General features: G+C 76.4%; 11 protein-coding genes. All 11 read right to left on the bottom strand.

What is annotated here, in order from left to right:
• Positions 1-9: 9 nt before the first annotated feature.
• The 11 genes from J0910_RS18945 to J0910_RS18995 all read right to left on the bottom strand — a co-directional run bounded on the left by J0910_RS18945 (position 10) and on the right by J0910_RS18995 (position 13,557).
• The gene (locus J0910_RS18945) at positions 10-933 is read right to left on the bottom strand and encodes a LapA family protein (protein WP_420159874.1); all 924 of its coding nucleotides are present in this window, start codon (positions 931-933) and stop codon (positions 10-12) included.
• A 15-nt stretch (positions 934-948) separates the two neighbouring features.
• Positions 949-1,461 carry a hypothetical protein gene (locus J0910_RS18950; protein WP_420159875.1) on the bottom strand — a complete coding sequence of 171 codons (513 nt, stop codon included), beginning with the start codon at positions 1,459-1,461 and terminating at the stop codon, positions 949-951.
• A gap of 34 nt (positions 1,462-1,495) precedes the next feature.
• Positions 1,496-1,975: a hypothetical protein gene (locus J0910_RS18955; protein WP_420159876.1), complete on the bottom strand. Its 480-nt coding sequence runs from the start codon at positions 1,973-1,975 to the stop codon at positions 1,496-1,498.
• Between the two features lie 51 nt (positions 1,976-2,026).
• Complete coding sequence (locus J0910_RS18960; RefSeq protein ID WP_420159877.1) at positions 2,027-3,664, bottom strand: protein kinase domain-containing protein; 1,638 nt, start codon at positions 3,662-3,664, stop codon at positions 2,027-2,029.
• Positions 3,665-3,780: 116 nt separating this feature from the next.
• The gene (locus J0910_RS18965; RefSeq protein WP_420159878.1) at positions 3,781-5,979 is read right to left on the bottom strand and encodes a transglutaminase TgpA family protein; all 2,199 of its coding nucleotides are present in this window, start codon (positions 5,977-5,979) and stop codon (positions 3,781-3,783) included.
• A complete protein-coding gene (locus J0910_RS18970; RefSeq protein ID WP_420159879.1) occupies positions 5,976-7,154 on the bottom strand; it encodes a DUF58 domain-containing protein in 1,179 nt (392 codons plus the stop codon). The genes J0910_RS18965 and J0910_RS18970 overlap by 4 nt, the downstream gene beginning before the upstream one ends.
• A 1-nt stretch (position 7,155) precedes the next feature.
• A complete protein-coding gene (locus tag J0910_RS18975) occupies positions 7,156-8,163 on the bottom strand; it encodes an AAA family ATPase (protein WP_420159880.1) in 1,008 nt (335 codons plus the stop codon).
• Positions 8,164-8,228: 65 nt separating this feature from the next.
• Positions 8,229-10,163 carry an NHL repeat-containing protein gene (locus J0910_RS18980; protein ID WP_420159881.1) on the bottom strand — a complete coding sequence of 645 codons (1,935 nt, stop codon included), beginning with the start codon at positions 10,161-10,163 and terminating at the stop codon, positions 8,229-8,231.
• 338 nt (positions 10,164-10,501) lie between these two features.
• On the bottom strand, positions 10,502-11,983 hold the full coding sequence (locus J0910_RS18985; protein ID WP_420159882.1) for a glycosyltransferase family 4 protein: 1,482 nt from the start codon (positions 11,981-11,983) through the stop codon (positions 10,502-10,504).
• A gap of 310 nt (positions 11,984-12,293) precedes the next feature.
• Positions 12,294-12,815 carry a hypothetical protein gene (locus J0910_RS18990; RefSeq protein WP_420159883.1) on the bottom strand — a complete coding sequence of 174 codons (522 nt, stop codon included), beginning with the start codon at positions 12,813-12,815 and terminating at the stop codon, positions 12,294-12,296.
• Positions 12,816-12,936: 121 nt separating this feature from the next.
• On the bottom strand, positions 12,937-13,557 hold the full coding sequence (locus J0910_RS18995) for a TetR family transcriptional regulator (RefSeq protein WP_420159884.1): 621 nt from the start codon (positions 13,555-13,557) through the stop codon (positions 12,937-12,939).
• Positions 13,558-13,578: the final 21 nt, after the last annotated feature.

A 13,578-nucleotide genomic window follows, 5' to 3' on the forward strand; every position in this document is an offset into this window, starting at 1 on the left:
CCGGCCTTCTCACAGCACCTTCCCCGGATTCTTCTTTCCAGCCAGCCCTCCCGGAACCCCTGCCCTTCTGGACACCTCTCCGAACGCCTTTTCATCCTTCCTCTTTGCCTTTTCCTTCTTTTTTTCGACCCTTTCTTCTCGTTTGGTCTTTTTCTCTTCCTTCGAACCGGGGTCGCCTCCAGGGTGTGAATAGGGGCTGCGCAGTACCCTTCTGACCGCCGACGCGACCCTGATCCTCGGCGACTTGGCGACCCCCAAGACGGACAGAATGAAGCCGTGCCACCCGTTCCTCTTCGCAACATCGGCGACATCGGAAGGATAGCCGGACAGAAGGGTGTCCATCCAACGCTTAGAATCGGGAAGTCGCCCTTTTTTTTCGACATCGTCAAGGGTGATCTCGGGGAGCCCGAGATCCGGAGGCGAATACGCGGCGATCGCCGGTTCAACCGTATTCCTCGAACGCACCATTCCGCGAAGATAGTTCTCGTAATGGGGAACGTCTTCGCGCGCCACCAGGGTCCGGCGCAGAAATCTACTTTTCACGGGCCGCACGACGATGTCTTCAGGGCGACTCCTCTTCATATCCTCCCAGTCCATGGAGACCGCACCGATCTTCTTCAGCCTCCGCGCCACTCCGACAACCGCCTTCAGTTTCTGAAGATAGCTGCGAAGAGCGGCATTCCCTTGAGCGGTATAAGCGGCCACTTCACCATAGGCGTTTTTAGTGTCAGTCGGGTGGCCGCTCTTCTTGTTGTATACCTCTGTGTTGTGTTTCCAGGTGGCCGCGACCGCGTCCAGCCAGTTGAGCGCCCGGCTGTGCCTCAGATGGGCCCGTTCCCGCTTGAGGCTCAGGATCGTCGGGATCGCCGCCGCCGTTCCCACCAGCGCACCTATGATGAGCGGAACCGCCACAGTGGTCAGGAAAAAGAACATGCCCCGGGTCCTCCCTCATCCCGCCTGCGACACGGCGATGGCGACCGATGAGGAGCACAGAACGGCCGCGGCCGCACCGGAGAGCAGCAGAGGTACCAGCCGGGCCCCTCGGCCGGCCCGGTCATCGGGCGCCCCGGCGCCCGATCGGACCGCCTCCCTCTCTTCCGGTGCCGCCTCGGGCACCGCGCCGGGGTCCACCGGCGCGAGCCGTTCCCGCAGCTCTTCGGCGGCTTCCTTCTCCCCGGCCCCTTCCGAACCATCGGCGGCGGCCCGCGGAAGGCGCGCCGCATCGGTCACGGCCCTGTTCAGGACCCTTCTTCGCGCCTCGACCACCAGCGCCTTCTCCTCCACCGCCCTCCCGGCGGCCATGATCCGCGCGCCTTCGCGCGCCCAGCGGAGCGGACGCGACATGCCTCCGCGGACCGGATGCCCTTTCCTGGCGGCGAACAGATGCATGGCGGCGTGGGACGCCAGAGCGAACGACAGTAGGAGCGCCCCCGCGGCTATTCCGATCTCGATGGCGATCACCTCCTCTGAGGATGTGGTGCTCTACCGAGGACGCTCATCGGCTTCTCGGCCTGTTGGTCATCGGAACCGGCCCCCCCACCCGGAAGCCCGCCCTGGTGAGCCGGTCCTTCTTCTCCCAGCTCGAGCGGCCGCCGGCCGTGGCCTCCTTGGTGACGCTCCAGGCCATCTTCCTCGTCCGCTTTGTTCCGTGGTACAGCTCGCTTCCGTGTTCCGCCGCCGCGGCGTCCAGCCCGGCGATCGCGGCCCTCGCGTTGTGGGGAGTCTCAGTGAACTGGCTGCTGTCCACCGACAGGTACTTCTCCGGCATCGCGTCGAGCTCCGCCTCCTTGGCCTTGAGAACTCCGTGCTGGGCATGATTCGATTCCTGGACGTCCCGAAGCCTGGTCCTCTGATACATCAAAGCCACTGGAAAAGCGAGAAGGAATCCGATGGCCATATTGGCGGCCACCTGGACCAGGATGGGAACATTGGCAAAATTGAAAAATGCAGCCTCCAGAGCTCCGATTATGTCCATTCATCCACCTCGGTCTCCCCCTTTCCATTCGATCCGCTGCACCGGCGCCGCTCACCGAGCGGCCCCTCTCTCCGTCCGGTCCGTGCACACCTCTTCCGAGCGGCCGAGGTCGTCGGCGGTGTAGACCGCGACGACGCGGAAGCAGTAGTCGACCTCGGGGTTGAGGCCGGTGACCTCGGCCTCGGAGGCGCCGGGCGGGGCGTGGGCCATGGTCTGGGGGTCCCGGCCGCCGGGGCCGCCGACGATGTAGTGCGGGACGTCGGCGCCGGGGGCGGGGGTCCAGGTGAGGGCGGCGCTGATGGTCCCGTCGCGGATCTCCACCTCGGCCGGCGCGCCCGGTGCCGCCGACGGCTCGGCGGAGCGGTCGGCCTCGTCGGCCAGCGCACGCGCCACCTCCTCCTCGGCCGCGCGCTCCTCGGCCGCCCGCTCCTCCCCTGCCGCGCGCTCCTCTGCGGCCCGCTCCTCCTCCTGGGCCGCCGCGCTCGCGCCGCCCTCCGGCTCGCCGCCCCCGGCGAGGAGCACCACGGTGCCCGCCCCCGCCACCACGACGACCGCCGCGGCGAACCCGGCCAGCGGCAGCACCCTGCGGGGCCGGCGGGCCGCGGGGTCCTCCGCGTCCGACCAGCGGACGGGGCCGCCGCCCGTATCGCGCTCGGCGGCGGAGAGGTCCGCCTCCTCCGGCTCCGCGCCCCGTCCGCGGTCCCGGCCGGCCGCGGGGCCGGGGGCCGGTGCGGGGACGGCGGCCGGGAGCGCGGGCGCCGTGCGCTCCGCCGTCGCCGGGTCCGCGGCCGCCCCGCTCCCGGCGGAGCGGGGGCCGTCTTCGGCGCCGGTGTCGGCCCAGTGCGGGAGCGGCCCGGGGCGCGGCTGCGGCTCCTCCTCCCGCCGCAGGATGCGGGCGAAGCGCGCCGCGCTCTCCGGCCGCGCCGCCGGATCGGCGTCCAGCGCGTGCGCCAGCGCTCCGGCCAGCCACTCCGGCGCGTCGCCGCGCGGCACCCGGGGCGCCGGGAAGCCCAGGACCCGGCGGGCGTAGGCGTCGGGGTCGACCGGGTCCCCGTCGTCGGCGAAGGGGAGGCGGCCGGCCAGCAGGAACCACAGGGTGGAGGCCAGCCGGTAGACGTCCGACGCCGCCGCGGGCGCATCGCCGCGGAACTCCTCCGGCGGCACGTGGCCGACGGTGGACGGCCCGTAGAGGGCGGGCGGGAACGGCTGGTCGGCGGGGAGGGCCGCGCCGAAGTCGATCAGCGCGGCGCCGAACCGGGTCCACAGCAGGTTCTCCGGTGCCACCGCGTGGTGGAGCAGGCCGTGCCGGTGGACGGCCTCCAGCGCCTCGGCGATGCGGGCGCCGACCGCGGCCGCCTCCTCCGGGGCGAGCGGGCCGGAGCCGGCGAGCACGTCGGCGTAGCTGCCCCGGGGGCTCTCCTCCATGACCGCGTAGGGAGTCCCGGACGAGGTGACCCCCTGCCGCAGCGGGGACAGGACCCCCTTCTGGGAGGAGAGCATCCTCCACCGCTCGATCTCGTCGCGGCCGGGGGCCGGCGCGGTCAGGATCTTGACCACGACGGGGGCGTCGTTCGCCTCGCCCTTCGCCCGGTACAGCTCCGACTCGCGGCCGTGGTGCAGGAGCACCGCAGAGTGCAGCCCGAGCTCCTTCCACGGGTCCTTGCGGACGGCCCGCCTGCGCAGGGGCATGGACCGGCTCCTTCCGATCGGACGTGCGGCTCGATGGTCGTCGCGGGCACCGTGTCCGGTGCCCGGTGGCGGGGCGGCGGGCGGGGCGCCGCGCCGCGGGGGGCGGAGCGGCGCGGTCACGGCGGGCGGTGCAGCAGCGGCCGCGGGTCGGCCCACCAGAGCAGCCGGCGGCGGAGCGGAAGGCTCCGGCGCAGCGCGCGCGTGTAGGCCCGCACCTCGTCCACCGCGCGCCGGGCGGTGTCCGCGTCGACGCCCCGCTCGGCCTCGGGGGCGAAGGCCAGCGTGTTGACCGCGCCGCCGACGCTCCACTCCCGCTCGCCGCCGGGCTCCGGGGGGAGCCTGCGGTCGGCCGCCGCCACGACCTCCGCGACCGTGGCCGCCGCACCGGGGGAGGCGCCGGAGAGCCACAGGGCGTCCCGCAGCTCGCGCCAGGCCCCGGCGATCCGCGCCGGGGCCGACCGGTGGTGCAGGCGCCGGTGCCGGTGGATCGCCCGGGCGGCCGCGATGAGCGCCGCGATCACCAGGATCGACGCGGGGACGGCGGCGACGGCGGCGGCCGCCGCGCGCCAGGCGAAGCCGACGTCGAGGTAGGCGCCGGTGGTGCGGAAGAAGGAGTCGTCCGGCTCCTCGCGGCCGCCGGAGGCCCCGCCGTCCTCCCCGCCGCCGGCCCCGGGCATCTCGCTGAGGGGGGTGGCGCCGTTCTGCTTCGGGTCGCCCGGTGTGGCGTCGAACGGCGCCCAGCCGACGCCGTCGAGGTACACCTCGCCCCAGGCCACCGCGTCGCCGGTGCGGACCAGTCGGGTGCCGCCGCCGTCCGGCACGCCGGGGCCGAACCCGACCACCACCCGGCTGGGCAGCCCGGCCGCCCGCGCCAGCAGGGCGAAGGCGCTGGCGAACTGCTCGGAGGTGCCCCCGCCGGCGCCGCCCTCGCCCGGTTCGACGAGCAGCCGGTCGAGGGTGGCGTAGCCGTGTCCGCCGGGGGCCTCGGGGTCGTATCCGTAGCGGGAGCGCAGGTAGCCGGCGAGGCGGTTCGCGCGCTGGTAGGGGGTGGCGTCCTCGACCAGCGCCGCGATGGAGCGGAGCTGGCCGGGGGCGCCCTCGGGGAGCCGGAGGTGGCGTTCGAACCGGTCCGGGTCGGGCGCTTCGGCGGCGGCCAGCGACTCCTCGTCGTAGGAGGGCACGGTGCCGGTCGCGGTGTAGCCGAGCCCGTCCAGGGCGCCGTCGGCCCCCGCGGCGCGCACGGTGAAGGACGCGGGGTCGTAGGCGACCGGCGTCCCCTCGACCCGGTGCGGCACCCCGGCGACGGGCAGCCAGCCGCCGGGGAGGCCGTGCACCTCGACCTCGACCGAGCGCTCCTCGCCGCCGGGGACGAGCGCCTCCGGCTCGGGCAGGACCTCCGAGCTCGCCCGGTAGGCGCGGTCGGGCTGCCAGGTGATGCCGTCGAACTCCGAGAGCGTGACCCAGCGCAGGTCGGTGGGTTCGTCCACCGCGACGCTCAGCAGCGGCCGGTCCGGTTCGGCCGCCCACTGCGGCAGGTGGCTCAGCGGGCTGACGCCCTCGGTGTCCTCCTCCTCGGGTGCGGCCGCGTCCCGGAGGTCGGCGGGCGCCACGGAGCTGCCGTAGAGCGCCAGCGGGCCGATGTAGGTCGTGGCCGCCGCGCTCACCGCCACGACGGTGGAGACCGCGGCCAGGCGGCGGAAGCGCTCCGCCCCTCCCCCGGCGCGGGGGGCCCGGCGGGCGCCCGCCGCGGAGGCGCCGGCGCGGGGCGGCCCGGTGGAGGCGAGGACGAGGACGGCGATGGAGGCGAGCGCGTACAGCGCCACCGGCCCGTAGGCGTGCGGCGCGTCCGGCCCCTTGAGGACGGTCGCCCCCGCGAGGGCCGGCAGGGAGGCGGAGGCCGCGAGCAGCGGCCGCCCGCCGCGCAGTGCGGGGACCGCCGCCGCCGCGCAGAGCCATCCGGCCAGCGCGGGCAGGGCGAGCAGGTCCACCGTGACGGCGGACGGCACCGCCGTGGTGATGATCCGCGCGCCGGAGTTGGCCACCGCGTCGAGCGTCGCCGCCGCGACCGGGGTGACCGGCCCCGGGGCCGCGGCCGCCAGCGCGGCCACCCCCGCGACGGGCAGGGGCAGCGGGAGCAGCAGCGCGGCGGGCGCGGCGAAGCCGCGCAGGGCCAGCGCCGTCAGGGGGACGGCCGCCAGGGGCCACAGGGCGAGGATCGCCGCGGCCCGCAGCGGGTCGGTGTAGATCGGCGCGAGGGCGAGCGCGGGGGCGGCCGCGGCGGCGGCCAGCGCCGCGTACGCGGCGGCGGTTCTCACCCGGCCCATCCCCGCCCCCAGCGCGCGGCGAGGTCGTCGGCGTCGAAGGCGCTGACGACGGTCGCTCCGGGCAGCCCGGCGAGCGGCGCGCCGAACTTGCGCAGCGCGACCACGACCAGCCGCGGGTAGCGGTCCCGCAGGCCGCAGAAGCGGTGCGCCTCGGCCGTGGTGAGGGAGGCGCTGACGAGCACGGCGGTGTCGGCGGAGGGCCGCTCCCACAGTCGGCGGAACTCCGCCGACGGGTCGGTGCGCGGCTGCGGTTCGGCCTCGGCGAGCAGGTCGAGCAGCGGCCCCAGGTGCCCTCCGCCCTCCCGGGAGGCGCCGCTGACCAGGCGCAGTTCGCACGCCCAGCGCTCGTGGACGGCGGCCGCGCAGATCGCGGCCGCGGCGCCGGCCACCTCGTCGAGCGCGTCCCGGTCGCCGCCCGCCGCACCGGAGCGGTCGTCGACGACGACGGTCAGCCGGGTGTGCACGGTGTCGGCGTGCTCGCGCACCATGAGCCGGCCGTGGCGGGCCGTGCTGCGCCAGTGGATGTGCCGGACGTCGTCCCCGGGGACGTACTCCCGCAGCCCGTGGAACGCGGCGCCGCCGATGCGCCCGCCGTCCTGGCCGCCCTGCGGGTCCTCGACGGCGCCGGCCGGCATGGCCTGCGGCATGCTCCACCGCGGGTGGATCCAGACCCGGTCGCGGCCGCCGCCCGAGCGGACCGCCTCCACCAGGCCCAGCGGGTCGCGCCGCAGCAGCGCGACCGGCCCGAGTTCGAGCGTCCCGCGCCGTTCGGCGGGGACGCGGTAGACGCCGACCGCGCTCTCGGCGCCCCCGTCGACGGCCACCGCGAACCACTCCGTACCGCCGGGTCCGCGGACCCGGTCGGCGACGGTGTGGGCGCGCCGGCCCGGCCCGCCTCCGGAGACCGCGAGGCGCACTTCGACCTCGTCGCCGGGGGCGACCCGGTCCAGCGGCACCGAGCGGCTCACCTCCATCGGGCGCAGCCGGCCCACGAGGGCCGCGGCGAGCAGGAGGACGGCGAACGCGGTGCCGCCCAGCACGATGAACTCCCGGTGGCCGAACCCGAACCCGGCCGCGGTGAGCAGCGCGGACGCCGCCAGTACGGCCCAGCCGCGCCGGGTCGGGCGCGCCCGGCCGCCGTCCGCGCCCGCCGTCGGCGCGCGCACCTCACGCCTCCGCCGCGGCGGCGGGGTCGGGGGCCGGGACGTCGCCGAGGAGGTCGGCGAGGAGGGCCTCGGCCGAGCGCCCGCCGACGGCCGCACCGGGCGCGAGCACCAGGCGGTGCGCCCAGACCGGGCCGACCAGGCCCTTGACGTCCTCCGGTGTGGCGTAGCCGCGGCCGTCGGCGGCGGCGAACGCGCGGAGCGCGCCGACGAACGCCCGGGTGGCCCGCGGCGAGACGCCGACGCGGACCTCCCCGTGGGCGCGCGTCGCCTGCGCGATGCGCAGGATGTAGTCGAGCAGGGCGTCGTGGACGAACACGCGCTCCGCGGCGGCGCGCAGCGCCTCCAGCTCGCCGGCGGCGGCGACCGGGGCCAGTTCCTCGGGCCGGCGCAGCGCCCCGCCGCGCATGACGGCCAGTTCGGCGCCGGTGTCGGGGTAGCCGAGGGACAGCCGGATGAGGAACCGGTCCAGCTGCGCTTCGGGCAGCCGGTAGGTGCCGTCCATCTCCACCGGGTTCTGCGTCGCCACGACCAGGAACGGCCGGGGCACCTCGCGCGCGGTGCCGTCGACGGTGACCCGGCGCTCCTCCATGACCTCCAGCAGCGCCGACTGGGTCTTGGGCGAGGCGCGGTTGATCTCGTCGGCGATGACCACGTTGCCGAAGACCGGGCCCGGGTGGAACCCGAACGTGCGGGTTTCCTGGTCGTAGACGGGCACGCCGGTCACGTCGGAGGGCAGCAGGTCGGGGGTGAACTGGATCCTCCGGCAGGTCCCGCCGGTGACCGCGGCGACGGCGCGCGCCAGCGTCGTCTTGCCGACGCCGGGCACGTCCTCCAGGAGGAGGTGCCCTTCGCAGATCAGCGCCACCAGCGCGAGGCGCACGGCGCCGTCCTTGCCGACGACGGCCTCGCCGATCGCGTCGGCGAGCGCGCCGATGCGGGCGGCGGCCTCCTCGGGAGGCGGCGCCTCCCCCGGTCCGTGCCCGCTCTCGAGCAGTGTCGATTCGGTCATGTCTCCCACTGGTCCCTGATCCCGCCGCACCGGCCCGCGGGTGCTCGGCGCACCGCGGGGCGCGGTCATCCCCCGCTCTGCTCCGGCGCGGCCGCCCCGCCCGCGGGCGGCTGCTCGGGGGCGGGCCGCTCCACCGGAGGCTCCTCCGCGGGCGGAGGCTCCGGCGCGGGCTCCTCGACCGGCGGCTCCTCCACCGGGGGTTCCTCCACGGGCGGAGGCTCCGGTGCCGGCTGCTCCACCGGGGGCTCCTCCGGGGCGGGCTCCTCCAACGGCGGCTCCTCGACCGGCGGCTCTTCGGGGGCGGGCTCCTCGACCGGGGGCTCCCCGGTCGGCGGCTCCTCGGCCGGAGGCGGCTCCTCCTCGGCCGGGGGCTCCTCGACCGGCGGCTCTTCGGGCTCGGGCTCGGGCGCGGGGCCCGGCCACCCGGGCAGCTCCGGGCCCTCCTCGCCGGGCTGTCCGGGCGGCTCCTCACCGGGCGGTCCGGGCTCCTCCGGAGCGGGTTCTCCCGGACCGGGAAGTCCGGGCAACTCAGGCGGCTCCGGCAGCTCGAGTCCGGGGCCCTCCGGGCCGGGGAGACCGGGGCCGTCCGGCCCGGCCGGCGGTGCGGGGGGCGCGCCCTCCTCGGGGGCCTGCTCCCCTTCGGGCCGCGCGGGCGGCGCGCCGGAGCCCTCCTCGGCGCCCTCCCCCTCGCCCTGCCCGGTGTCGCGCTCCTCGTCCTCCGGCCGTGCGGGCGGCCCCTCCGCGAGCAGCTCCCCCTCCTCGTCGGGGGTGCTCGCGTCGCCGAGGTCGGGCCGCTCGGGGGCCTCGGCGTCGGGCCCCTCGACGTAGTGGTCGCCCTGCTCGCTCGGCGCTCCGGACTCTCCCCCGCCGCCGTCGCCCTCCTCGGGCTCGGGCTCGTACTTGCTGACCTCGCGCACGCTGCCGTCGGCGCCGACGATCAGGGCGAGTTCGGAGGAGGGCGCGTTGATGAAGAGGTGCTCGTCGCGCAGTTCGAGGTGGAGCTCGCCGGTGTCGCCGCCGGGCACGTCGATCCGGCCGTTCTGGGTTCCGTCGGCCGCGAACTCGCGGACGGCGCCGTCCGCGGGCTGGGGGACGTAGATGCGCCCGGCGAAGGCGAGGGCCGGTTCGGGCTCCGCGCCGTGCACGGCCACCTCGGTCGCGCCCAGGTCGCCGTCGAGGCCGCCGACGGCGATGACGCGCCCCGCCTCGGGGACGGTGATCGGCGCGGGTCCGCCCCGCGTGCGCTCGGGCATCTCGGCGCCGGCCAGCGGCACCGGGGAGTCGACGGAGCGCGGGCGGCCGTCGCCGGCGCGGGTGATGGTCCCGGTGCCCCGGTCGGCGACGAGGACGCCGGTGTCGAGCACGGTCGCCACCAGGTCGGCGCCGGGCTCGCCCACGGCGACGCTGTCCACGGCCTCCGGCCGCCCCTTCCCCGCCGTGTCGACGGCGACCGCCGTCCCCTGCGACGGGACCGCGAACCAGAGCAGGCCGTCCCCGTCGAACGCGCCCCCCGCGATCGGGCCCGACACCCGCAGCGGTTCGCCGACCGGCCGCAGGGTCTCCGGGTCGACGCGGCGGACCTCGCCGGCGTCGCGGTCGATCACCACCGCGCCCTTCGGGCCGAAGACCAGGTGGTGGTCGGCCCCGGCCCGGGTGGTGCCCGAGTTCTCCAGGCGGACGAGGTCGATGGAGGTCATCGTTCCGGTGGCGAGGTCGTGCACGACGACGTGCTCGCCGTTCTGCGCGAGGCGCACCGGGTGGCCGGAGGCCTCCTGCACTCCCTGGGCGAGCTCCACGCGCCCGCTGTGGGCGTTGACGCGGGCGACCTCGCCGGTGGCGCTCCACAGCCAGGTGGACCCGTCCGACAGCTCGTCCCAGTGGCCCACCGCGCCCACGCCGAAGAAGGCGGTGCCGACGAGGCCGGCGGCGATGGTGGACACGGCGCCGACGGTCGCGACCCTCGCGGGCGACGACCGCCGCGCGGCGGTTTCGTCGTGCACAGCGCCTCCTGCTCATGGGACGGGTCCGGACACCGGGCCCGCTCCCCCGCCGGAGGCCCGGCAGCCGGTCCCGGAAGGGGGATCCCGGTCCCGGCGTCGGCGACGCCGGATCCGGCCGGGACCGGCAGGAACGGACCATACACACGGACCGGCCGGAGGAAGGGGGAGGCGGCCGCCCCGGTGGCCAACCGCAACAATGGGAATGGCACGGCGCCACCGGGCGGTGTCCCGAAGCCCCACCGGAGCACCGGGGACCCGCTTTTCCGATCCGCTGGACCCCGCCGCCGGCCGGTCCGGAATCCGTCGGCCGCGCGCCCGCCCCGGCGGCCCGCTCCGGGTCAGCGCGGCGCTCTGAGCCCGGGGTGGTCGCTCCAGCGCGGCCGCACCTGCTCCGCCCCCTCCCGCCGGGTCGGCCGCGCCGCCCTGCCGGGCCGCGCCCGCGGCGGACCGCCCGGCGGCGGGCCCGCGACCCGCCAGAGGTCGCCGCGCTCGCCCTGCATGGTGTGGCGGGCCGCCGCGGCGCCGGTTCCGGGCATCCGCGGCGGGAGCGCGCCGACCGCCTGCACCAGCGCGCGGGCACCGTGGGTGTAGGTGAACCCCTCGAGGTAGCGGGCGAGCTCCGCGGCCGTGCGCAGCCGTTCCTCGCGGGCGCGCGCGGCGCCGATCAGCGCCCGGGTCCAGAGGTCGTGGCGGCCGTGCATGACACCGCTCCAGCTCCACGGATCGGAGCCGGCGCCCGCCTCGGCGTGCCATCGGGGCGCGGCCGACGCGAAGAACCCCGCGTCGTCGACGACGCACGCGCCGAACTCCGCGGCCCGGCCGCGCCGCGGATCCCGCAGGAACCAGGCGAACCCGGACTCCGACGTGGCCAGGACGGGGCGGCCCATCATGGCGGCCTCCGCCGCGACCAGCCCGAACCCCTCGTTCCACGACGGGAGGATCAGGACGTCGCAGTCCCTGATGTCGGCGTCGATCACACGGTCGTCGGTGGTGAGCGGGCGCACGTCGAGGATGCCCGGGCGGCCCGCGATGGCGTTCGCGGCGCGGCGGCGCCCCTCCACGTCGCCCTCGGCGTATCCGCGCATGGCCAGGCGCACGTCGTGGCCCATCCGGCGCGCCGCGACGACCGCGCGCATCGCCGTGTCGGCGCCCTTGAGCGGGCTGTCCAGGCCGCCGAGGAGCAGGACCCGGAACGGCGCCCCGGGCGCCGCGGGGCGCGGCGGCCCCGCGCCGGCGGCCGCGTCCGCCCCGGGAATGAGCTCGTGCGTGTTCACGGCGTATCCGCGCAGCTCCTCGCCGATGGTGTGGCGGAGCTCCTCGGTGAGCAGCGGCCCCACCCCGACCGCGAGGTCCACCCGCTTCCAGGTGGCGACCTCCGCGCGGCGGGTCGGGGCGATGGTCTCCGGTCTCCCGATGACCTCGGGCAGCCGCTCCATCGCCGCGTGCGAGAACGCCACCGCGCGCGCCCGGGGGAAGAAGCGGTCGCGCAGGTCCGCGGCGGCCCCTCCGGTCAGGTGCGTGTGGCCGATGATGATGTCGAAGCCCTCCCCCGCCGGTGCGAGCCCCATCCGGTCGAGTCCGGCGCCGGCGGCGAGGCGGCGGATCTCCCGGGCCACCGACATCGGATCGCGCTCCCCGCCCGGCACGGCCGGGACCTCGGCGATGCGCACCCCCGGATGGTCCGCCACCGGGGGAGCCGTGAGCAGGGTCACCCGGTGCCCGAGCTCGGCGAGCGCGATCGTGATCCGCCGGTTGAACTCGAAGAGCCCGCCGTCGCGGGCGCTGCGGTGGCACAGCACGAGGATGCGCTTGGGTTCCATCGCCGCTCCGATCGCAGGGGGCACCGCACGCCGCAGGGCCGCGGCGGCCCTGCGGCGCCCGGCCGCCGGGGGTGCCGGGGAGGCGGTTCCGCGCCTGCTTCACCGCGCGAGAGCGCCGCGGTCCAGGCGGTCACCGCGGAGCCGGGGAGAACCCCGTCATTCTGGCACCGGATCACGGCGGAGGGAACGGTTCCCGGAGCCGGTCGGGCCCGCCGCCCTCGCCGCACGGGGGGGGCGGTACGGAACCCGCCCGCCCGGCGGGCGGTACCGGTGGGGGCAGGCCGCCGGCGGACTCCTTCACCGCGGGCTCTCACCCGTGGACGAACCGGTGCAGCTCCACGATCGCGATGGTGGAGAACAAGGCCGGCGGAATGACGAGCACCGCGCCGACGACCGCGCCGACCGCGCCCGCCAGGAAGAACCCGCAGCACGCATTGGGCACCCGGTCGTAGACCGAGCGGGCGCACCGGGCGCCGGCCCCTCCCGCCGGCGTTCCCCCCAGTGCCGCACCGACGGCGTACACGAAGAACAGCGGGAGGGAGACCAGCAGGGAGAAGCTCGCCACGGCGAGCAGGACGACGGTCCTCGGATAGGACCGCCATGTCTGTACGGGGCCGGTCAGGCCGCGCAGCCAGGCGGCCGCCGGCGTGGCCGAGGCGAAGCCGGCCAGAACCAGGGGCGTACCGGGAAGAGGGGCCAGGGGGTGGATGTGACCGCTCGCCATGGCGGCACTGGCCGCCGCGCCTGCCAGGGTGAACAGGACCAGGCAGTCGCGCGGCGCGGACCGCGGCCACCGCCGCGGGGAGACCGCCACCACGGCGGCGCTCAGCACCGCCCCGGCGGCGGCCCCCCAGGACGAGGGGTTCGGGGTCGGGATGGATCGTCGGCACCTCCCGAAGTCATGCGCTGCGGCTCCTCCCTTTTCGACCGGCGCGTGGACCGCCCCCCTTTTTTTACTGTGCGGGGCCGGGCGGAGGTGTCGGCGGGGCCGTCAGCAGGCCAGTGGCCGCGTCGGTGAGGGCGGTGGCGAACTCCTCGGGGTCCGGGGCGCCCGGGGCGGTGAGGCGCTGTTCGAGGTCGGCGAGGGAGGTGATGATCAGCCGGCCGGCCCAGCGGGGGCGGAAGCGGCATCCCGGTTCGGCCAGGAAGGGCAGCCGGTCCGCCAGCAGGCCGCCGATGGCGGCGGCCTCGTCCAGGCCGGAGATCTCCGACAGCGCGGCCGTGTCGTGGCCGGTGTGCTCGAACACCCGGTGCAGGAAGCGCACGTAGTGGCTGCCGGGGCGGGCCGCCTGTTCGGCCAGGGGGCGGACCAGGGCCTCGACCAGGCCGCGCGGGCCGGCGGGGCGCTCCCCCTCCAGGGCCCGGAGGAGTTCGCGGCGGCGCGCGCCGATGACCTCCTGCCGGTGCCGGAAGACGGCCCTGATCAGCTCGTCCTTTCCGGTGAAGTGGTACTGCACCGCGGCCGTGTTCCGCTGGCCCGCCGCCTTGCCGATCCGCCGCAGCGACGTGGCGCCGATGCCCTCCACCGCGAACAGCCGCTCGGCCGCGAGCAGGATCGCCGTCTCCGTGGACACCGCCGCCTCCCCGTCCGCTCA

The organism is Nocardiopsis oceanisediminis (assembly GCF_048595525.1).
Taxonomy (GTDB): domain Bacteria; phylum Actinomycetota; class Actinomycetes; order Streptosporangiales; family Streptosporangiaceae; genus Nocardiopsis_A; species Nocardiopsis_A oceanisediminis.

Excerpts from the sequence above, each read along its gene's own strand:
- J0910_RS18945 (WP_420159874.1), bottom strand. The coding sequence starts at position 933 with ATGTTCTTTTTCCTGACCACTGTGGCGGTTCCGCTCATCATAGGTGCG.
- J0910_RS18975 (WP_420159880.1), bottom strand. The coding sequence starts at position 8,163 with ATGACCGAATCGACACTGCTCGAGAGCGGGCACGGACCGGGGGAGGCG.
- J0910_RS18985 (WP_420159882.1), bottom strand. The coding sequence starts at position 11,983 with ATGGAACCCAAGCGCATCCTCGTGCTGTGCCACCGCAGCGCCCGCGAC.
- J0910_RS18960 (WP_420159877.1), bottom strand. The coding sequence starts at position 3,664 with ATGCCCCTGCGCAGGCGGGCCGTCCGCAAGGACCCGTGGAAGGAGCTC.
- J0910_RS18955 (WP_420159876.1), bottom strand. The coding sequence starts at position 1,975 with ATGGACATAATCGGAGCTCTGGAGGCTGCATTTTTCAATTTTGCCAAT.